General features: G+C 69.5%; 19 protein-coding genes and 1 riboswitch. Of the genes, 7 read left to right on the top strand and 12 right to left on the bottom strand.

Annotation, left to right across the window (positions count from 1 at the left end; genetic code table 11):
- Window positions 1-10 precede the first annotated feature (10 nt).
- Window positions 11-949: a tyrosine-type recombinase/integrase gene (locus IG98_RS0115240; RefSeq protein WP_030911871.1), complete on the bottom strand. Its 939-nt coding sequence runs from the start codon at window positions 947-949 to the stop codon at window positions 11-13.
- 205 nt (window positions 950-1,154) lie between these two features.
- Window positions 1,155-1,682 (bottom strand): GNAT family N-acetyltransferase, encoded by a 528-nt coding sequence (locus IG98_RS0115245; protein ID WP_030911874.1) that lies wholly within the window; start codon window positions 1,680-1,682, stop codon window positions 1,155-1,157.
- Between the two features lie 311 nt (window positions 1,683-1,993).
- On the opposite strand from IG98_RS0115245, the gene IG98_RS0115250 reads away from it, so the two are divergent.
- On the top strand, window positions 1,994-2,650 hold the full coding sequence (locus IG98_RS0115250) for a glycosyl hydrolase family 28-related protein (protein ID WP_030911877.1): 657 nt from the start codon (window positions 1,994-1,996) through the stop codon (window positions 2,648-2,650).
- A 231-nt stretch (window positions 2,651-2,881) separates the two neighbouring features.
- On the opposite strand, the gene katG is transcribed toward IG98_RS0115250, so the two are convergent.
- Together katG and IG98_RS0115260 are read right to left on the bottom strand one after the other, a co-directional pair.
- Window positions 2,882-5,113, bottom strand: coding sequence for a catalase/peroxidase HPI (katG, locus tag IG98_RS0115255; protein WP_030911880.1), 2,232 nt, complete (start codon window positions 5,111-5,113; stop codon window positions 2,882-2,884).
- Window positions 5,114-5,145: 32 nt separating this feature from the next.
- Window positions 5,146-5,583, bottom strand: coding sequence for a Fur family transcriptional regulator (locus IG98_RS0115260; protein WP_030911883.1), 438 nt, complete (start codon window positions 5,581-5,583; stop codon window positions 5,146-5,148).
- Window positions 5,584-5,807: 224 nt separating this feature from the next.
- On the opposite strand from IG98_RS0115260, the gene IG98_RS0115265 reads away from it, so the two are divergent.
- Entirely contained in the window at window positions 5,808-6,260 is a 453-nt protein-coding gene (locus IG98_RS0115265; protein WP_030911885.1) for an NUDIX domain-containing protein, read from the top strand.
- A 117-nt stretch (window positions 6,261-6,377) separates the two neighbouring features.
- Here IG98_RS0115265 and IG98_RS0115270 read toward each other — a convergent pair whose 3' ends face one another.
- A complete protein-coding gene (locus tag IG98_RS0115270; protein ID WP_030911888.1) occupies window positions 6,378-6,761 on the bottom strand; it encodes a DUF427 domain-containing protein in 384 nt (127 codons plus the stop codon).
- Between the two features lie 276 nt (window positions 6,762-7,037).
- Here IG98_RS0115270 and IG98_RS0115275 point away from each other — a divergent pair, with 276 nt between their 5' ends.
- The gene (locus tag IG98_RS0115275; RefSeq protein WP_030911891.1) at window positions 7,038-7,355 is read left to right on the top strand and encodes a hypothetical protein; all 318 of its coding nucleotides are present in this window, start codon (window positions 7,038-7,040) and stop codon (window positions 7,353-7,355) included.
- 255 nt (window positions 7,356-7,610) lie between these two features.
- Entirely contained in the window at window positions 7,611-10,613 is a 3,003-nt protein-coding gene (locus tag IG98_RS0115280) for a DUF6493 family protein (protein WP_030911894.1), read from the top strand.
- A 33-nt stretch (window positions 10,614-10,646) separates the two neighbouring features.
- On the opposite strand, the gene IG98_RS0115285 is transcribed toward IG98_RS0115280, so the two are convergent.
- Window positions 10,647-11,591: a sugar kinase gene (locus IG98_RS0115285; protein ID WP_030911897.1), complete on the bottom strand. Its 945-nt coding sequence runs from the start codon at window positions 11,589-11,591 to the stop codon at window positions 10,647-10,649.
- A 405-nt stretch (window positions 11,592-11,996) separates the two neighbouring features.
- Here IG98_RS0115285 and IG98_RS0115290 point away from each other — a divergent pair, with 405 nt between their 5' ends.
- Both IG98_RS0115290 and IG98_RS46895 read left to right on the top strand, forming a co-directional pair.
- Window positions 11,997-12,797, top strand: coding sequence for a DUF4253 domain-containing protein (locus IG98_RS0115290; RefSeq protein WP_245651571.1), 801 nt, complete (start codon window positions 11,997-11,999; stop codon window positions 12,795-12,797).
- A 394-nt stretch (window positions 12,798-13,191) separates the two neighbouring features.
- A riboswitch (cyclic di-AMP (ydaO/yuaA leader) is annotated at window positions 13,192-13,343 on the top strand.
- Between the two features lie 232 nt (window positions 13,344-13,575).
- The gene (locus IG98_RS46895) at window positions 13,576-14,343 is read left to right on the top strand and encodes a hypothetical protein (protein ID WP_245651572.1); all 768 of its coding nucleotides are present in this window, start codon (window positions 13,576-13,578) and stop codon (window positions 14,341-14,343) included.
- A gap of 100 nt (window positions 14,344-14,443) precedes the next feature.
- Here IG98_RS46895 and IG98_RS0115300 read toward each other — a convergent pair whose 3' ends face one another.
- The 6 genes from IG98_RS0115300 to IG98_RS0115325 form a co-directional block, all read right to left on the bottom strand.
- Window positions 14,444-14,815, bottom strand: a complete 372-nt coding sequence (locus IG98_RS0115300) for a hypothetical protein (RefSeq protein WP_030911906.1) — start codon at window positions 14,813-14,815, stop codon at window positions 14,444-14,446.
- A gap of 12 nt (window positions 14,816-14,827) precedes the next feature.
- The gene (locus IG98_RS0115305; protein WP_030911909.1) at window positions 14,828-15,214 is read right to left on the bottom strand and encodes a roadblock/LC7 domain-containing protein; all 387 of its coding nucleotides are present in this window, start codon (window positions 15,212-15,214) and stop codon (window positions 14,828-14,830) included.
- Window positions 15,215-15,275: 61 nt separating this feature from the next.
- Window positions 15,276-16,154: a MarR family transcriptional regulator gene (locus IG98_RS0115310; protein WP_051752128.1), complete on the bottom strand. Its 879-nt coding sequence runs from the start codon at window positions 16,152-16,154 to the stop codon at window positions 15,276-15,278.
- 4 nt (window positions 16,155-16,158) lie between these two features.
- On the bottom strand, window positions 16,159-16,539 hold the full coding sequence (locus tag IG98_RS0115315; RefSeq protein WP_030911916.1) for a hypothetical protein: 381 nt from the start codon (window positions 16,537-16,539) through the stop codon (window positions 16,159-16,161).
- A gap of 144 nt (window positions 16,540-16,683) precedes the next feature.
- Complete coding sequence (locus IG98_RS0115320) at window positions 16,684-17,904, bottom strand: DUF4032 domain-containing protein (RefSeq protein ID WP_030911919.1); 1,221 nt, start codon at window positions 17,902-17,904, stop codon at window positions 16,684-16,686.
- 68 nt (window positions 17,905-17,972) lie between these two features.
- On the bottom strand, window positions 17,973-18,620 hold the full coding sequence (locus tag IG98_RS0115325) for a class II aldolase/adducin family protein (protein WP_030911922.1): 648 nt from the start codon (window positions 18,618-18,620) through the stop codon (window positions 17,973-17,975).
- 332 nt (window positions 18,621-18,952) lie between these two features.
- On the opposite strand from IG98_RS0115325, the gene ngcE reads away from it, so the two are divergent.
- Window positions 18,953-20,407: an N-acetylglucosamine/diacetylchitobiose ABC transporter substrate-binding protein gene (gene ngcE, locus IG98_RS0115330; RefSeq protein WP_030911924.1), complete on the top strand. Its 1,455-nt coding sequence runs from the start codon at window positions 18,953-18,955 to the stop codon at window positions 20,405-20,407.
- The last annotated feature ends 4 nt before the right edge of the window (window positions 20,408-20,411 follow it).

Here is a 20,411-nt window from a genome sequence, read left to right on the forward strand (position 1 = left end):
CAACCCGGCTTCAGCGTCGGCGGGACGCCGGGTCGCGGCCTTCCTGCCAGCGGGCCAGCGCCTCAGGCGAGACCTGGGCGTAACGCGCCAGCGAGGCGACCGAGGTGTGGCCGGAGAAGGCGAGCAGGGTGGAGGTGTTCGCACCGTCTTCGGCGGCGTGCGTGAGCGCGGAATGGCGGAGCTGGTGGAGCGTGTAGGGCCCGCCGGGCAGGTCGGTGGTGGCGTTCTCGAAGAGTTCGGCGGCGCGCCGGTAGGACAGCCGGGCCTGGCCGGAGGCAGGGTCGAGGTCGCCGGGCGGCAGCTCGACCCGGGCCCGGCGGCCGGTGAGGAAGACCGGTCCGGTGCGGCGGCCGTCCAGCAGGCGGGGCAGCAGCCGTGCGGTGGCGGTGCGCCACACGATGACGTCGACGGCGCCGCCTTTGCGCCGAACCCGTGCCCGCCGGTTCCGCAGGTCCAGCTCGTCGACGTCGAGGGCCAGGGCCTCCTGGGCGCGGGCGGCGCTCTCGTACAGCAGCCGGAACAGGGTGCGCTCGCGCAAGGCCAGGCGCGGCAGGATAAGCAGCGTCTCGACATCGGCGCGGGCCAGAGTGCGGGTGCGGTCGGGGGCGCGGACGCGGCGGCGGATGCGGCGCAACGGGTCACCGGCCAGCCAGTGCTGGTCGCGCCACCACGCGCAAGCCGAGCCGAGCGCGTCCAGGCGGGCGTTGAAGGTCGCGGCGGCCGCGCCGCCCCAGCGGCCGGTGAACCAGGCGGCCACCTGGTCGGCGCCTGCTTCTCCCTCGAGTTCGGCCAGCGGAGCCTGCTCGCCGAACTCGGCGGTCAGGGCACGCAGCGCGATGGCGTAGGCCTTGGCGGTGTTGGCAACGGCGATGGTCCCCAGGAACGCCGCCGCGGCGACGCCGATCGCGGGCGCGTCGGCTGCCGGACGGAGGCGGTGCACGTTCGCCATGAGCCCCTTCGGGGTCTATCGCAGATAAGCGTATGGAGTCACCGCCGCCAGGGCGGGGTGTTCTCCCAGGACAGCATCCACGCTACCGCAGATAATCATTCACTATCTGCGGTAGTTGTCCATGATCGTTGCTACCGCTAATTTCTGCACCCAGACTCCTCGCGGCCCGACTCCGAAGGTGTCCACCGGGTGCCGTACGGGCTGTTCACCGGTGAATCCGGTACAGCACGTGCCGGCGTAGCGGCCCGGCGGGCACGTTCGGGTGGTCGAAGTCAGCGGCCGGGTCGCGGGTCATGCCGATCCGGCGCATCACCGCCTGGGAGCGCAGGTTGGTGGTGGTCGTGATGGCGACGATCTCCGGTAGTTCCAGGGTCTTGAAACCGAAGTCCAGACAGGCCAGGGCGGCCTCGGTGGCATAGCCGTGGCCCCACGCCGAGCGAGCCAGCCGCCAGCCGATCTCCACCCCGGTGAACGGCATGCCCTCGTCCGCCGGATCCAGGCCGGTGAAGCCGATGAACGCACCGGTCGCCAGGACCTCCACCGCCCACCACCCATGGCCCCGCCGGTCGAGTCCGGCCTGGAAGCGCGCGATCGAAGCGGCACTCTGCTCACGTGTCAGCAGGTCCGGGAAGTGTTCTCGAACCTCGGGATCGGCGTTCAGCGCCGCCCAGGGATCCAGGTCGGACTCCCGCCAGTGGCGGAGCAGGAGGCGATCGGTATGCAGTTCGGACATCCCGCCACGCTAGGGCGCTCAAGCTCGGAGAGGCGACCGGTTTTCCGGGGGAGTGTCGTCGCCCCGGTGTCCCGAGACCCGGGCACCGGTCGGCCACCATCGACGACGCGGTGTCCCTCTCCCTCAAGACCTACGAATGTAGCGCCTGTTTCAGATATTTGTCAGTTTGTATACCTGTTTGTCATAAACCCACTCAATGCGGCACTCGGAATCGGTTTGTCCGTAAATGCATATTGGGGGTTGCCGATCAAATGGGCGGGGTCTAGCTTTGGTCGCGATCATGAACCCCTCAGTCAAGGAGCGATGTCAGCATGTCCGAAAACGAAAGGGACGAGCACGGCGGCAGGTTCAGCCGCCGCGCGCTGGTGGGAGGCCTGGCCGCCACCGGCGTGGGTGCGATGTCGCTGTGGGCCGCCGAACCGGCCGCTGCCAACACCGACCCGTCGGTGTTCATCGTGGATGTCAAGGATTACGGCGCCAAGGGGGACGGCGTCACCGATGACTCCGACGCCATCAAGGCCGCGGTCACCGCAGCGATCGCCGGCCGGACCAATGGCGTAGTGAAGAAGGAGATCTACTTCCCGCCGGGCACGTACAAGGTGACCAAGAAGGACACCCTGATGTGGTCGCCCACCGGCGGAAAATCCGACCAGATCTTCGGTCTGCGCTTCCGCGGCGCCGGTCCGCGGGTGACCACCATCAACTTCGCCACCGGCTTCACCGCCAACAGCGACCCTCGCGAGAACAACCTGATCACGGCCGCCGTCCGGTTGCGGTACGCCTACTTCCAGGACATGGCCTTCCAGTCCACCAACCCCAACAACCGCTTCGCGTACTACTGGTCGGTCGACACCATCGACGCCAACTCTCAGTATCCCGAGTACGGCAACGGCCAGAACCAGTACTTCGTCTACCAGAACATCGAATGGAAGGGCGCCTGGGACCGGGTCATCGGCATCGCCGGCTGACCCACTCGCATCCTGCTACAGGTGCCGCGTGAACGCGCGGCACGGGCTGAATCCCCGGCCTTCAGACCGGGGAGCGCGTCAAATCCCATTCCGTTCACGGCGACTGTCATAGAGCGGGAACGTCATCGTTTCCCGGACATGGTTCGCAGCCCTCCTGCTTGACCATCGTCCTCTCGACGTAGCGGAGGACGTCCAGGTCGGCCCGCGCGGGCCGACCTGGACGTCACATGATCAGACGAGGTCGAACCGGTCCAGGTTCATCACCTTGTCCCACGCCGCGACGAAGTCGGTCACGAACTTCTCCTTCGCGTCGTCGCTCGCGTAGACCTCCGCGAGCGCGCGCAGCTCGGAGTTCGACCCGAAGACGAGGTCGGCGCGGCTGCCGGTCCACCTGACCTCGCCGGTGGCGGTGTCGCGACCCTCGAAGGTGTTCGCGTCCTCGGACGTCGCCTTCCACGTCGTGCCCATGTCGAGCAGGTTGACGAAGAAGTCGTTGGTCAGGGATCCGGGGGTCGCGGTGAGGACGCCGAGCGACGACTGCTGGTGGTTCGCGCCCAGGACGCGGAGGCCACCGACGAGGACCGTCATCTCCGGGGCGCTCAGGGTCAGCAGGTTCGCCCGGTCGAGCAGCAGGAACTCGGCCGGCAGCCGGTTGCCCTTGCCGAGGTGGTTGCGGAACCCGTCGGCGGACGGCTCCATCGCGGCGAACGACTCCACGTCGGTCTGCTCCTGCGTCGCGTCCACGCGGCCCGGCGTGAAGGGGACCTGGACGTCGAAGCCGGCGTCCTTGGCGGCCCGCTCGACGGCAGCGGCACCGGCGAGCACGATCAGGTCGGCGAGCGAGACCTGCTTGCCGCCGCTCTGCGCGGCGTTGAACTCCGCCTGGATCCCCTCCAGGGTGCGCAGCACCGTCGCGAGCTGGTCGGGGTCGTTGACCTCCCAGCCGTTCTGCGGCTCAAGACGGATGCGCGCACCGTTGGCGCCGCCGCGCTTGTCGCTGCCGCGGAAGGACGAGGCCGACGCCCACGCGGCGAACACCAGCTGGGACACCGACAGGCCCGAGGCGAGGATCCGCTCCTTGAGGGAGGCGATGTCCGCGGCGTCGACGAGCTCGTGCGTCACCGCGGGGAGGGGGTCCTGCCACAGCAGCGTCTCGGCCGGGACCTCCGGGCCGAGGTAGCGCGCGACCGGGCCCATGTCGCGGTGGGTCAGCTTGAACCACGCGCGGGCGAAGGCATCCGCGAACTCGTCGGGGTTCTCGTAGAAACGCCGCGAGATCGGGCCGTAGATCGGGTCGAACCGGAGTGCGAGGTCGCTGGTCAGCATGGCCGGCGCGTGACGCTTCGACGGGTCGTGGGCGTCGGGCACCGAGTCCTGACCGGCGCCGTGCTTCGGCCGCCACTGGTGCGCGCCGGCCGGGCTCTTGGTCAGCTCCCAGTCGTAGCCGAACAGGTTCCAGAAGAAGTTGTTGGACCACTTCGTCGGCGTCGAGGTCCAGGTGACCTCCAGACCGCTGCCGATCGTGTCGCCACCCTTGCCGGTGCCGTAGGTGTTCTTCCAGCCGAGACCCTGCTGCTCGATGGGCGCGGCCTCGGGGTCGACGCCGACGTGGTCCGCCGGGCCCGCGCCGTGGGTCTTGCCGAAGGTGTGACCGCCGGCGATCAGGGCGACCGTCTCCTCGTCGTTCATCGCCATCCGGCGGAACGTCTCGCGGATGTCGCGAGCCGAGGCGAGCGGGTCCGGGTTGCCGTTCGGGCCCTCCGGGTTGACGTAGATGAGGCCCATCTGGACCGCGCCGAGGGGGTTCTCCAGCTCCCGGTCGCCGGTGTAGCGCTGGTCGTCGAGCCAGGTGGACTCGGGACCCCAGTAGACGTCCTCGTCAGGCTCCCAGACGTCCGCGCGACCGCCGGCGAAGCCGAAGGTCTTGAAACCCATCGTCTCCAGGGCGACGTTGCCGGCGAGGATCATGAGGTCGGCCCAGGAGAGCTTCTGGCCGTACTTCTTCTTGACCGGCCAGAGCAGACGGCGGGCCTTGTCGAGGTTCACATTGTCCGGCCAGCTGTTGAGCGGCGCGAAGCGCTGCTGGCCGGCCCCGGCGCCGCCGCGGCCGTCGCTGATCCGGTAGGTGCCCGCGCTGTGCCAGGCCATCCGGACCATGAACGGGCCGTAGTTGCCGTAGTCGGCCGGCCACCAGTCCTGCGAGGTCTTCAGCACCTCCGCGATGTCCTGTTTCACGACCGCGAGGTCGAGGCTCTTGAACGCCTCGGCGTAGTCGAACTCCTCGCCGAGCGGGTTGGAGACGGCGGGGTTCTTGGCGAGGATCTTCAGGTTGAGCCGCTCCGGCCACCACTGGTGGTTTCCGCCACCCTGAGTCGGGTGCGGGGCGCGCTGGTGCGCGACCGGGCAGCCACCTTCGCCGTCCGTCTTCGCGTCTACGACGATTGCGTCATGGTTCTCAGACATGGAATCCTTCTGAAGTAAGAAGATCACTGTGCTCAGGAACTACGAGCGGTGGAACAGTCGGGGCACAGGCCCCAGTAGATGACCTCGGCCTCGTCGATCGAGAAGCCGTGGTCGTTGGACGCGGTCAGACAGGGCGCCTCCCCGGCCGCGCAGTCGACGTCGGCGACGGCGCCGCACGATCGGCACACGACATGGTGGTGGTTGTCTCCGACGCGTCCCTCGAACAGGGCCGGGCTGTCGCCCGGTTCGATGCGGCGTACGAGTCCCGCCGCGGTGAGCGCGTGCAGGGCCTCGTACACAGCTTGAAGGGAGATATGGCCCACGCGATCGCGCACCCCGGAGGCGATCGCCTCGACGCCGAGGTGGTCACCGTCCCGGACGGTTTCGAGCAGCGCGACGCGGGCGGCCGTCACCCGCAGGCCTGCCCCGCGCAGTTCCTCGGCGGTGTTCGGAGTCCTGGGTGCGGTCATGGCGCCAAATCTACCGTCATAAACACGAACGATACAAGAGAACGAACAATCCAAGTCTAGTGTCGTGCGGACCCGGGGTGATCACGATCATCGCGGCAGGGCGGCGCCGGACGCGGTGTGCCCCGCCGCCGAGAGGCGTCAAAAGCCGAAACCAAGGTGCCATGCCGCCGTTCCCCGGTAGCGTCCGATCTTCAGACAGGCGCCGACCCGCGGATGGACCCATAGTGAAGAAGCTGATCGTCCGGCTCTGGAGGCTCGTCAACGGCTCGCTCCAGTGGCGCATCCTCTGGCTCCGGCACGCCAAGTTCACGGTCGGGGTGACCGGGGTCGTACGTGACGCGGACGGCAACGTGCTTCTGCTGAAGCACCGCTTCTGGCCGGAGGGCAGGCAGTGGGGGCTGCCGACCGGCTGCGCGAACAGCTCGGAGACCTTCGAGGACACGGTCTGCCGCGAGGTGCGGGAGGAGACCGGGCTGAAGGTCCGCGTCGGAGAGCTCGTCCGGCTGAAGAGCGGCTACAAGCTGCGCCTGGAGGTGGCGTACGAGGCCGAGTTCGCCGGTGGCACGCTCGAAATCGACGATTTCGAGATCCTGGAGGCGAGATGGTTCGCGCCGGACGAACTGCCGGAGGAGATGCAGGAGTCGCACCGCCTTCTCGTCCACCGCAGGCGTCCCTAGCCTCCATGCGGTGCCCGGCGCCGGGCGGTCACCCCGATCGACGACGCCGACCACGACGGAATTCGGAAGCTCGTGGTCGGCCGGTCGTGCCCTCGGCGGGACGGGTGTCCCCGGGTCTCAGCCGGTCGTCTCTTCGACGATGGAGTCGACCCGGTCGGGATAGAAGGCGACGTGATCCTTGATCTCGGCGACGGCCGGGTGCGGCGACTCGTAGAACCACACCGCGTCCACCGACCGCTTCCCGTCCACCGTGACGGTGTAGTAGCTCGCGGCGCCCTTGTACGGGCAGTAGGTGGCGGTGCCGGTCCGCTCCAGCAGCGAGCGGTCGACATCGGCGATCGGGATGTACTGCACCGGCGGGTATGTCGCCTCACGCAGGGTCAGCGCCCGCTGAGAGTCGGCGACCACCCGGCCGGCCACCGAGACGACGACCCGGGCCGGGGTCGCCTCGATCGTGATCGGGTGATCGGGGCCGGGCTGCAGGATGGGCTTGTCGGTCATGGCGGGACCCCCCTTTTTTTCCAAAGATAGTCTGCCGGTGCCTTGGGCCCGCACCGCCGCCGTCGACCGGCGGGATCCGGCGCGACCGGGCCGGCTCCGCCAGGTCGCCGACCGGCCTTCCTCCATACGGGAAGTCGCGGGCGCCTCACCGGCCGGTGGGAAGGGCGATCCCACGCCGAAAGCCGCGACGGTCCGACTCCGGGGAGGAGTACCGGGCGTCCGTCGGGCACATATGATCCGACAGCCGGATGACCGGGGCGAGTGCGAGGACGTGGCGTGAGTTTTGAACTCGGAGTCTGGCTCGGGGCCGAACCGATCACCGCGCAGGAGGCGCTTCACAGGTATCTCGTCTGGAGCCGGAGCGACGCCGTGCCCGGTGAGCCGCGCCCGGAGACGGCGGCCTTCTACGAGGAGCTGACCTCGCTCTTCCCGGACCTGACCGCCGAGAACTACGCGGTCTCGCCATGGTCCGCACCGCTGATCGTGGGGGAGGAGTTCGTGCTGATGGACGCGGTCTTCCCACGCGCCGGAGAGGTGTGCCGCGTGGTGCTGGAGCTGGCCCGGCGGCATCCTCTGGTGCTGTTCGAACCGTAGGCCCGGCGTGCGATGCGGCCCACAGCCGCCGGTGCGATCGACTCCCGGGAAACGGGCGACGGGTAACCGGGACGCCCCTCCGTCCGGAGCGCGTCCGCCTCCGGGGGGAGGCGGTGTCCGCCCAGCGACTGATCTTCTGTCCGCCGGAGCTCCAACGGCCGGTTTCTGTCCGGGGTGCTGCCTAATGTCCCTCATGGCGAAGGCGCCGCACGCTTACGTCCGGGCGATCCGGACCGGTTCTCGGGAGATGCCGTCATGACCGTGTGGGAAGAGGTCCGCGACCTCATCGGCACCGGCGATGCTTTCAAGGTCGCGACCAGGGTCGCCGCCCTTGACGACGCCGGGCGGAGAAAGGTGGCCCGGGAGCTACCGGGTCACATCCAGGGGGCCCGCCGGGAGGTGGAACGGCGGCTGCGTGAGTACGGGGAGGAGTACAACCGGTTCCGGCTGGCCCGAGGGGAGGCGTACAAGCGGTTCGCCCGCGAACGCGGGGTGCCCGAGCACGAGATCCACCACCGGTGGGCGGAGACCCTCGGCTGGGGCGGCGACATGGAGGGCACCTGGGAGGGTCCCAAGAACAATCGGGAGTACCACAGAGCGTTTCCGCCCCCGTTCGATGGCGATGCCTGGATCGACCCGATGCTGGTCGCGGGGGCGGGCACGCTCCCCGGTGCGGCGGCCGTGGTCGCCTGGCTCAACCGGCGCGACTTCGAATGCCGTGGGCGGTCCGACGACCTCGTCGAGCCGGTGCTCCAGGCGGTCGCCGCGCGCCCCGCCGGATGGCAGGCCGATCTCGCCGTACGGCTCGCGCTCCGGGTGCGCGTCCGGCGCGAGCGCTGGGAGGGCGATCCACGCGACCGGAACCTGCCGCTCACCCTGGCACTGCTGGGCCGCACCGGCGTGACGCCGCCCGAGCACGACCCGCTCGTGGTCGCCTGGGCCGGCACGCCGCCGACCACGGAGCGGCTGCGTGAGGACCCGCTGCTCGACGTGCTGCTGCCCAGACTCTTCCAGGCGCAGGGGGTGGGCCGCGAGCTGCGCGAGGAGCGGGCCGACCCGCTCGCCGCCAAGTCGTGGCTGGGCGCGCTGCGCACCCTGGCCGCCGAGGGAAGGGTGAGCCGGGAGGCGTTGCTGGAGGGCTGCGTGGGCCGGTTCCTGCGCGGGGGCGGCGCGACCGACCTGCGGTTCTTCGCCCGCCTGCACGAACTGCTCGAACCGTCTCCCGCCGAGGTGGCCTCCCGCGCCGGTGACTACCTGCGGCTGCTGCCGGTGGCGCCGGGGCCGGTGGCCGAACTGTCGCTCAGGCACCTGCGCCACCTGGACTCCCTCCCCAGGGACAATGCGAACGACCTCGACCCCGACGACGTGAGCGAGGCCCTGTCCGGCCTGCTGTTCCGCGCGGAGAGCGGACTGGTCCGGTCCGGGCTGGCCTGGCTGGACCGGTTCCTCCGGCGGGAGCCGGAACGGGCCGACGAACTGTCGCCGGCCCTGGCGTTGGCGCTCGGCCACGAGGCGCCCGCCGTCCAGGAGCGGGTCGTGCGCCTGCTGGTCGGGCACGCGGCGGCCTTCGGCCCGCTCGGCGCCGAGACCGTACGGGATGCGGCCGGTCGGCTTCCCGCCGACCTGTCCAACAGGCTGGTCGGGGCCTTCGGCGGAGATCTCCAGGAGGAACCCGAGCCCGAGCCCGAGCCGGAGGAGCCCTTCGTCCCCGACACGCTTCCCGCGCCGCCGCCCGCCACGGCGTTCCCGGTGCCGCGGACGCCCCAGCAGGTGGCCGCCCTGTTCGGGAAGAAGGACTGGGCCGAGGCCGAGGGGTTTCTCGGAGGGTTCGTACGCCTCGCCGCCGGAGATCCCGATGGGCTCCGGGACGCGCTGGCGGCACACTCCGAGAGGCCGCCGGCGCACGGCAGCTGGACGAGTCCCGAGTGCTGGGGCGCCGCGATCGTGGCGGAGTTCGTCGATCCCGGCGCGGAGCACCTGGAGACCGGGTTCGGTCTCCCCGCCGACGTGCGACCGGAGTCACCGTGGACGAGGCTTCCCGGCAGGGATGAGGTCTGCGCGCCGGAGTGGCTCGTGCTGCGCCGTCACGCGGAGATCCTCGTCGCTCTCAAGGAGGGCGTCCTGCCGCCGCTGCTGCTGGCCACGCCCACCCTCTCCACCGGCCACCTCGACCCCGTGGAACTGGTCGCCCGGATCGAGGAGCTGGAGCGGGCGGGTGTGGAGCCGCTCCCGGCCGATCTGGCGCAGGCGCTGCTCCGGCTGCCCAGGACCACCGACTCCGGTACGGTGACCCGGGCCGCCGTGCTGACCTCGGCGGCCGGGCGCGAGACCGCTCGCCGGCTGGCGGGGAGCGGGTTGCCCGATCCGGTGGTGACCGTCCGCCGGTTCTGCTCTCCCGGCGCGGAGCCGGGGTGGATGCTCGCGGAGGATCCTGCCGGGCACTGGCTCGACGAGCGCGAGCCGAAGGAGGCTCTCCAGGCGTGGCAGACCCTGGCGGTGGCCTCCATCATGCCGAGCGACATCACCCCGGGCGACATCACCCCGGGCGACCGTGCGGACGAGGAGGCGGGAACGTCGGCCGGTGAGCGGACGGTCCGTGCCGCGACGTCGCTGATCGCCGAACTCCTGGTCTCGCCGCCCCGGTTCCTGGAGAAGGGACGCGGCCATCACGGCAAGTTGATCGGCTGGTGGCCGGGGGTCATGCCGTCCCACCGCGAGGTGATCGCCGCGCACATGGTCCCGCTCCGGTTCCGCAGCGACTGGACCGGTGGCCTCGTCGACGGGCCGCGGCTCACCGATCTCGCCTGCGCGCAGGGACCGGTCGGGCAGGCGACCGCCCTGCTGCTGGTGGAACGGCTCGCCCTGAGCATGTCGGTGTACCGGCGCCGGGCCGTACGGTACCTCCTGGCCACCGGGGACCTGCCCGCCGCCCAGATGGGCACGGAGTTCGGGGAGCGGGTACGCCGGTCCTGGCTCTCGATCTCCACGTTTCGGACGATCATGGAGGACGCCGTCTGCGTGGGCACCCACCGCGAGGCGTGGGCCATGATCGCCGCCGCCCTGCCCGGCCTGCTGGCCGTCTCGGGCGGGCGGCCCCCCAGGGAGCTGGTCGATTTCCTCGCCTTCGCCCGGCAGGTGGCCCGGCGGGTGAAGGCGACCGGCGAGATCCCCGAGGTCACGGCGGTCGCCGGGCGCAAGGGCTCCACCCAGGTCATCCGCGAGTGCCGCGGCCTGCGCGACCTGCTCTCCGCGCCGTGACAGCCGGACGGCGGCGTTCTCGATCGGCAACGGTCAGCGGCTGACCCCGTCGGACGGGCGGAGCAGGTCGAGGTCGGCGCGGCGGGGGAGGCTCTCCCAGTCGCCGTCGGCGGTCACCGCGAAGGCCCCGGCGGCGGAGGCGGTGGCGAGGCGCCGCTCGGAGGTCGCCCCGGCGAGGGTCTCGGCGATCCAGCCGGCGGCGAAGGCGTCCCCGGCGCCCACCGGATCGAGCTCGGCGACCCGGTGCGGCTCCGCGTGCCGTACGGCGCCGTCGGAGAGCTCGATCGCGCCGAGGGCGCCGCGCTTGATGAGGACGTGGCGCGGGCCCAGATCCGACAGGGCACGGGCCAGGGGGAGCGGGTCGTCACCCTCGACGATCAGCCCGGCCTCGGCCTCGGTGGCGAACAGGACGTCCACGGCGGCGACGGTCTCGCGCAGCGCGGCGGACGCCTCGGCGGGCGTCCACAGGGCCCGGCGGTAGTTGATGTCCATCGACACGGTCACGCCCGCGTCACGGGCCTCGGCGATCGCGGCCCGCACCGCCTCGGCGGCCGACGCCGACAGCGCGAGGGTGATGCCGGTGACGTGCAGCACGCGTGCCGAGCGGATCAGCGAGACGTCCAGATCGGCGGGGCGGAGCCGGGACCCGGCGCTCGCCGCGCGGTAGTAGCGCACGTCGACCACCTCGGACGTGCGCCTGCTCTTGATCATCAAGCCGGTGGGCGCCTCGGGATCGACCAGCATCCCTCGTACGTCGACGCCCTCGCCGGCCAGCGTCGAGCGGAGCAGTTCACCGAACTCGTCGGCGCCCACCCTGCCGATCCAGGCCGCGCGCCCGCCGAGACGGCAGACACCGATGGCCACGTTGGACTCCGCGCCACCCACGCCGAGCCCGAAGTCGCGGGCGTGCCTGAGCGGGCCGGTACGCCGCGCGCTGAACAGCGCCATGCTCTCGCCGAGCGTCACCAGGTCGGTCATCGAAAAAACGTCTCCTCGTAGGTCGGTGGGCGGGCCGTGCCCGGCTCGACCGATCAGCGGGTGGAGACCCGGTCGACCGGCGTGTCCCCATAGTGGCGATCAAGGGCAAAATAGGCGAGCACGGTCGCCGATGGCCACTGTGCGGCACAACGTTCGCGGAGTGGAAAAGGAGAGAGACCGGCCGGGTCCGGTTTCCCGGGCCTCCGTGTGGCGCGATGTTCACGGAGCGGAGAAGGGGTGAGACCCGCCAGGCTCCGTTCTCTTCCGTACCGATAATTTTTGCCTGCACCAGGGCAGAACTGTCCCTCGGGATGGTTGACAGGCCAAAATTGGTCCGTGGTCAGGATCGGATCGGTAGGAATGAGCGATTGCGAGGATGGGAGGCTTCCGCCAGTTCTGGGCCAGTTGTTCGCTGACCAGGCCGACGGGAGCAGCGGGGGCGAGGGCCGGAGGCTCTCGGTGGACCTGCCACCGGGTGACGTGGTGTGGCCCGACCCCGGTTACGCTCAGCTCTCATTCCGTCGCCGTCCGGCGTTCTGGCTCAGCGAGGTGGCGGTCTCCGGCGAGTACTGGGCGCGGCTGCGGGCGCAGCACGAGCACTCCGGCCTGTGGCCGGTGCTGCTGGAGGACTCGGTGCAGCCCTGGTCGGCCGGCCAGATCGCCCCGGACACCGCCGTCGAGATCGACAACTACCACGCCGCCGCCTTCATGGCCGAGGTCTGGTCCGACTGGATCGCCAAGGCACACGTCGACCAGCTCGAAATCCTCGACCCCTTCGGAGTCGAATGTCCGGGTCCGGCCCCGGCGGGAAGGCTCGCCGCCGATCCCGGCGTGGTCGCCGACTGGTACGCCGGCCTGGTGGCCGAGCGCCGGACCCCGCTCGGGCTCGTCGCGGTCGAGCGCGGGGCCGACGCCCTCGCCGTGATGGGCTGGCAGGGCGCCCTGAACCACAACGAGTGGATGGTTCCGCTCGCGGCGGTGGTACGGAGCTGGGAGGACAGGTTCGGGGTGCGAGTGGTCGGGATGGGGTTCAACACCCTCGACCTCAGCGTCGCCGCGCCCCCGACGACCTCGGAGCACGCCCTGCACGTCGCCGCCGAGCACTGGACGTTCTGTCCGGACAGCATCATCCAGGGCGCGGGGAGCCTCATCGACTACGCCGAGCAGATCAAGGGCAGGAACGCCTGGTCGTTCTGGTGGGACTGAGTTCGCCCCCGGGTGTTCCCCTCGTCGAGGGAGTGCCTCCTCGGGAAGCGCGGATTCCAGCAATGTGGATCTTTGGTGGTGATCTACCTCGGAGGTGGTCTCTCCGGGCGTGAAAGGACTTCGGGTACGGGGTGTGGACAACCCCCGCGCGACCGGGCTCCTCACGGGTGCGGAAAGGCCTCGGATACGGGGCTTCGGGGGGGTGAAACCCGAGATCGGCAAGATGTTCTCGCCGGTAGGGCGGCTGTTGGTGGGACGGGGTCTCCAATGGGGTTTTCTTGAAGCTTGCAGGTAGATCTTCTGGGGTTTTCATGGCATTTGCTTTGCTTTGTCCGATTTTGGCGGGTAGTGTCCACGCATATCGGTTGGCGACCTGCCCTTCACAAGAGGGAGCGGCCGGCCGACGTCGAATCCCACCGGGCCCCCAAGGTCCAGGGAACCGGGGAACCACTTTCCTGGGGTGAATCCGCCGCGAATGTGCGGCGGTAGGGCAACTCCATCGCCCGAACCCGTCAGCTAACCCGGTAGACGAGCTGGAGAGGAGATCCCCCTCATGGATCACCGCGTCACCGCGTCGGTGCCCGCCCTGCCCGTACCGACCACCTGAACTTTCCGCGTATCTCCGTCGCCGCGCCTGAGCGCGGCACCTGGACCGTGCTCCGCGTAGCGATCTGCTGATCTCGTCACGCCGTTTTTCCGAAGAGCGCGTCCCCGCCAGTGCACCCCTTGCCGTGTCGCACCTGGCTGCCCCGTTCCCTCGTGAAAGAGCCCCTTTCCCATGCGCCTCCCTTTTGACCTGCCCGAGAACGGCCTGATCAAGAACCTCTCGTACAAGAACCGTCTCACCACCGCCGCCCTTGTCGGCGCGAGCGTGCTCGTCTCCGGCGGCGTCGTCGCCGCGCTGCCCGCCTCCCCCGCCGTCGCCGCCCCCGCCTCCCCCGGCACGGACACCGAGGCGGTCGCCAACAAGGCCGTTCTCCTCCAGGGCTCGACCAGGGCCTCCTACTTCTGGGACGACTCCTCTGGCCGGGCGGGCGACACCGGTCTGCCGGCCAGTGGCAAGCCGATGCAGAAGGGCATGATCGCCAGCCCGAGCTGGCCCCTGCTCACCGAGGGCTACGTCGTCTACAAGGGCAAGAAGGCCAAGTTCTTCGTCGGTGACCGCGGTCCCGGCGTGCCCTCCAACGCGGGCGTCATGATCGACCTCGACGCCAAGACCTTCGCCGACCTGACCGGTGGCCGGTTCAACCCCGGCACGCTCGGGGTGGACGGCAACGGCGGCATGGGCCACATCGACGTCAAGTACGTGGTCACCAAGTGGGGGAACGGCGTGGGCAAGAAGAACCACCCCGTGGCGTTCTCCACCGGTGCCTGGCGTTACCGGGACGCGAACCCGGCGAAGCCTCCGCAGACGGCCCTGGTCAAGGCCGAGCAGTCCAAGAAGTCCGTGAAGACCGGGCAGGCGATCCAGACGTTCGCCAAGCCCAAGATCATGTCTGAGCCCCTCGTCGCGCCCGGTGCGATCATCGCCGCCGAGGAGAGCTGAGGCCCGGCGCGATCGACGAGCTCACCGCCCCGGTGACGTCCGGGCGGTGAACTCCTGCCGAGGCCCGTGCCCTTCCGGAAGGGCACGGGCCTCGGCAGGATCAGATCTCGAGCTTCTCCTCGATGCCGCGCAGGATGTGCCGCGCGAGCGCGAGGTTGGCCCGGTTCCGGTCGAGGGCCATGTAGATGAACAGGCCTTTGCCGCTCCGGCCGGAGAGCGGGCGGATCACGTGGTACTGAGTGCCGAGCGTGATGAGGATGTCCTCGATGCCGTCCTTGAGGCCGAGCGACTCCATGGTCCGCATCTTGGCCTTGACGACCTCGGTGTTACCCGCGGCCGCCACCTGGAGGTCGAGATCCTTGGATCCGCCGAGCGCGCCCAGCGCCATCCCGCTGTTGTAGTCGACGATGACCGCGCCGATGGCACCGTCGATCGCCATCATCTCCTTGAGAGAGATGTCCATGTTGCCCATTTCTGTCTCCGATCACTGGGTTATCGAGATACGCGAGGTGATGGCGGCCAACCTGGCCGCCGTCTTGCGGCCCTCCAGCCGGAGCAGTCCGAGATTGGTCCCCGGGCGTGCCAGGACTGTGAGGACGATCTTGGGTCCGGCGGCGTAGCAGGCCGCGTAGCCGTTGGTGCCGGAGATCAGCGTCTCCTCGAAGGCGCCCTTGCCGGCCATGCCCGTCATCCGGCGGCTGAGGGCCAGGAGCGCGGAGGAAAGCGCGCCGGTCTGCTCGGCGGCGGTGTCACGGCCCAGATCGCCGGCCAGGGTCAGGCCGTCGACGCTGCACACGATGCTCCCGTCCACGTCGGGGATGCGTTCTCGCAGCAGCGCCAACTCCTGGCGTATCTCCTCACGCAGTTCCACCGGCACCCTCCTTCCGATCAGCTTCAGTGTCCGCAGCCTTATCGGCGGCATCGAACCAGGTTCAAGTCAGTGCCTCCAATGCGTTCCTGAGCCGGATGAGCAGGTTGACGTCGGTCGGGTCCCCGGTGGCTCCGGGGAGCGGCGCAGGCGTCGCCAGGGAGCCCGTTCCGGCGGCCGGGATCTCCGAGGCACCCCTCGTCCGTCTCGGCAGCGGGTCCTGCGCGGTGGGTGCGGCGGCCGCGTCGGGTTCCGGGACGCGCAGCAGCCCACGGGAGGCGAGTTGCCGTACGGCGAGCAGCACCGAGTACGCCGGGCGGCCCAGCCTGCGTGCCAGGTCGGCCGGGGTCGCCGTGGAGTCGGCACCGACCAGCACCTCCCACTGCAGTGAGCTCAGCACCACCCGCTGGGCGGCGATGCGCCTTCGCGGGATGACCGGGAGCGTGTCCAGCTCCGCGGACGGCCAGGTCTGTTCCAACTGCGCCTTCCTCCGCTTGCACTCCCGGAGCAGGCCGGCCGCGTCGAAGTACCACTGCGGTCCGAGCCAGTGCCGCTCTCCCCGCCGGAACCTGGGCCGGTGACCGGTCGACTCCAGCAGGAAGTAGCTGGCGTCGAGCACCGTGCTCAGCACACAGAACTCCAGCTCGCCCCTGGTGAGCAGCCCCTGGGCGAGGAGCCGGTCGCCTCCGAGGATCTGCGGGACGGCGACCGGCGGCTCGCCGCCCCGCAGATCCTCGGTCGCGGCCTGCCTGGCCTGTCGTACGGCGTGGGCGGAGATCCCGCGGCAGGCCGCCAGCAGGTCCTCCAGCCGGGGGGTCGTCGCGCTCTCGGCGTAGGTCACGCGGCCGTCGGTGAGATAGATGGCGCCCGCCTTGCCGAGGCGGAGCGAGCCGGTGGCGCGATCACCGGCGAGCCCGCTGAGGATGATCTCGACGCTCGGCACGGCTTCACGTCGATATCAGGCGGCCGGAAAGGGCCTGGAGGCGGTGGCGGGCCAGTGCCAGGTTCGACCGTTCAAGGTCGAGCCTGACATAAATGACCAGGGGGCCGTCGAAAAGCGTTTCCAACGGCCGCAGCAAATGGTGGCCACCGTCCGTGGTTATGATCATGTCGTCGATCCGGACCGTGCCGCCCGGTGCGGTGACGGCGAGTCCGTCCAGCGTCGCGCGCAGGGTCTCGCTCAGTCCCGCGGCCGATCGCTCCACGTCACCGTGGCGGCTCGCGCCGCCGGTCGCCACGACCGTCCCGCTGGTCTGATCGATGAGGATCGCGTCCAGGGCGCCGGGGATGGCCATTACCTCAGTGAGGCAGTCTTCGATTCCGAGCACGTGCTCTCCCTTGCCGGCGACTTCAGGCGTCGCCCGGTCAGCGTAGGGAAAGCTCTCGGGATTCGTCCTTTCCAGCCAGGGCTTTGATAGGAAAAAGTGTAGGATTCACCAACCGAGTAGGAAGATATACACCCCGGGTAGAAATCAACCCGTTGGCTGGTCGGTGATAATCGCCTTTTCGTCCGGCTTGAAAACAAGAATGTTCTTCACATAGGAATTCACCGCGGCGGGCAGGCCGACGTCGTTCCCGGCCTCCTCCGACAGGAACCAGCGGTGGTCGAGCACCTCGTGGAAGAACTGGGCGGGCTCCAGCTTGCCGCGCAGATTCTGCGGGACGGCCTCCACCGTGGGCTGGAAGACCTCGGCCAGCCAGCGGTGGGCCACGATCGCCTCGTCCTCGTGGCGCAGGCCGTACGACACGCGGAAGCAGTCGAGGTCGTTGAGGAGCCGCCTGGCCTGGTTCTCCTCCACGTCCAGGCCGGTGAGCCGCAGCAGCCTGCGCTGGTGGTGCCCGGCGTCCACCACCTTGGGACGGACGATCAGCCGCCCGGTGCCGGCCTTGCGGCGGACCATCATCTCGGCGACGTCGAAGCCCAGCGAGTTCAGCCGGCGGATCCGCTGGTCGATCATGTGCCAGTCGACCTCCTCGATGATGTCGTCGGAGGTGAGTTCGCCCCAGAGGCGGTGGTAGCGCTCGCAGATGGAGTCGGCGACCTGTTCGGGGTCGATGGAGGAGTGCAGCAACCCGCCCGCCTCCAGGTCGAGCATCTCGCCGAAGATGTTGGTGTGCGCCACCTCGATGTCGTACAGCCGCTGGCCCTCACTGATCATGGGATGCAGCTCGCCGGTCTCGGCGTCGACGAGGTAGGCGGCGAAGGAGCCCGCGTCCCGGCGGAACAGGACGTTCGACAGTGAGCAGTCGCCCCAGTAGAAGCCACCGAGGTGCAGCCGTACCAGCAGTACGGCCAGGGCGTCGAGCAGCCGGTTGAGCGTCTCGGGGCGGACCGTCCCGGACATGACCGCCCGGTAGGGCAGGGAGAACTGCAGGTGCTGGGTGATGAGCGCCGAGTCGAGCGGCTCACCGGCGGCGTCGGTCCGTCCGGTGACCACCGCCACCGGCTCGACCGACGGGGTGTCCATCCGGCTCAGGTCCCACAGCAGGCGGTACTCGCGCTTGGCGTAGTACTCGCTGATCTCCTTGATCGCATAGACCTTGCCCGCCAGGCGGGTGAAGCGCACCACGTGCCGGGAGATGCCGCGCGGCAGGGAGACCAGGCGGTGCTCGGGCCAGTCCTCCAGCGGGACGTCCCAGGGCAGGCGGATGAGGTCCGGATCGCTCGGGGCGCCGGTGAGCTGAAGAGGCATCGGGTCAGTCCTCGCGAAGGGGGGCGTACGGAGCGGGGGCGTACGGGCAGAGGGCGGTCGTGTCGCGGTCAGTGCCCGCGGCGCGGGAACGTGGGTGGCTCGAAGGCGCGCCGGACCACCGCGGCGAGCTGTTCCTCGGTGAGCACGCGGGGCTCGCCGATGCCCTTGGCCCGCACGTAGACCTCGCAGAGCCACTCCAGCAGCCGGGTCGCCTCGAAGGCCCCGTCCAGGTCGCCGCCGATCGTGACCCCGCCGTGGTTGGCCAGCAGTGCCGCGCGCCTGTCCGCCAGCGCGGCCCGGACGGAGGCGGCGAGCTCGGGCGTGCCGTAGGTGGCGTATTCGGCGACGCGGACGGTCCCGCCGAGCAGCAGGGCGTTGTAGTGGATGGGCGGCAACTCGCTCATGGTCGTGGCGACCACGGTGCCGAAGACGGAGTGGGTGTGCACGATCGCGCCGGCGTCGGTGGTCGTATAGACCGCCAGGTGCATGGGGGTCTCCGAGGACGGCTGCAGATCGCCCTCGACGAGGTGGCCCTCGACGTCGACGATCGGGCAGGCCTCGGGTTCCAGCCGGTCGAGGGAGACCCCACTGGGCGTCACGGCGACGAGTTCGCCCGCGCGCACGCTGAGATTTCCCGCGGTTCCGACGACCAGTCCGGTCGTGGCGGCTCGGCGGCCGTACTCACACAGCAGGCGGCGCTGCTCGGCCAGCAACATGCCGTCAAAAGTAGGGGCTTGCGGTACCGGGCGGCAAACCCTCATTATCTGGTCTAGACCGGTTTTCGCCCCCTCGGCTGCCGGTGAGCATGGTTCCTTTATCTCCCCGGCGATGGTCGTGTCAATGGTTCCGGGGAAATATCGGCCACTGTGTGCCGTTCTGTCATTGAATTGCACCTCCTTGGCGTTTGGTAGCTAGCGGATAGGTCGCGAGGACATCACGGCTCGGTCTAGACCGGCCGGGAAGTCTTGACGCTGGACTCCGCGGATACGTACCTTCGGGCAAACGTTTAGGAAACTTTCCTAATTGATCCCCCGTTCAGGAGGGTTGCATGTCAAACTCGGCCGGTACGCCCGGAGACATCACCCGGCGGCAGCTGCTCCGCCGGATCGGCATGAGCGCTCTGATCGTCGGCCCGGGCGCCGGGCTGCTCAGTGCCTGCGCCACCGGTGGCACGACTCCGGCGGCCAGCACCTCCGCGGCCCCCTCCGCGGGTGGCACGATCTCCGCGGCGAACCCGTTCGGCGTCGCCGCCGACGCGCCGCTTGAGGTCGTCATCTTCAAGGGCGGCCTCGGTGACAGTTACGCCACCGAGGTGCACGAGCCGCTGTACAAGAAGGCGTTCGCCCAGGCGCAGGTCAAGCACGTCGCCACCCAGCAGATCGCACAGACCCTGCAGCCGAGGTTCGCCGGCGGCGACGTTCCCGACGTGATCGCCAACTCCGGTACCGACCTGATGGACAACGGCGCCCTGCAGCAGGAGGGCCAGCTCCTTGAACTCACCGAGCTGTGGGACGCCCCCTCGATCGACGACCCGAGCAAGAAGGTCCGTGACCTGGTCGCGCCGGGCACCGTGGAGTCGGGCCTCATCAACGGCAAGCCGTACCTGATGAACTACGTCTTCTCCGCGTACGGCCTCTGGTACGACTCAGCGCTGTTCGAGAAGAACGGCTGGACCCCGCCGAAGACCTTCGAGGAGTTCAAGGCATTCGCCGAGAAGGCCAAGGCCGCCGGGATCACCCCGTTCGCGTACGCGGGCAAGAACGCCGCCTACTACGCGTACTGGATGATCCTCATCTCCGCCGCGAAGATCGAGGGCAACCAGATCCTGCTCGACGTCGACAACCTGGTCGACGGTGTCTGGCAGCGCGACGCCATGAAGCAGTCCGCCGCGGCCTGGGCCGAGATCGCCAAATACATGGACAAGTCCTTCGAGGGCCTGATCCACACCGAGGTGCAGCTCCGTCAGAACCAGGGCAAGGTCGCCCTCTACCCCTCCGGCTCCTGGCTGGAGAACGAGCAGAAGGAGCAGACCCCCGAGGGCTTCAAGTACGCGCTGTCGCCCACCCCCAGCGTCACCGCGGCCGACAAGATGCCGTTCGAGGCCATCCGCGCCGCAGCCGGCGAGGCCTACATCGTCCCGGCCAAGGCCAAGAACCCCAAGGGCGGCCTGGAGTACCTGCGCATCATGCTCTCCAAGGCGGGCGCGAGGGGATTCACCGAGAAGTCGGGCAACATCACCGTGGTGGCCGGTGCCGCCGACGGCCTGAAGCTGTCGCCGGGCAACGCCAGCCTCAGCGCCGCGCAGACCGCCGCCGGCCAGAACATCGTCACCTTCAGCAGCTTCGAGAACTGGTACAAGGAGTTCGAGACCGAGCTGCGCAAGCAGACCAACGCGCTCATGTTCGGCCGTATCTCCGCCGACGAGTTCTGCGAGAAGATGCAGAAGGCCGCTGACAAGACCAAGGCCGACTCGTCCGTCACCAAGCAGAACCGGACGGTGTAGCCCC

The organism is Streptosporangium amethystogenes, assembly GCF_000721075.1.
GTDB classification, from domain to species: domain Bacteria; phylum Actinomycetota; class Actinomycetes; order Streptosporangiales; family Streptosporangiaceae; genus Streptosporangium; species Streptosporangium amethystogenes.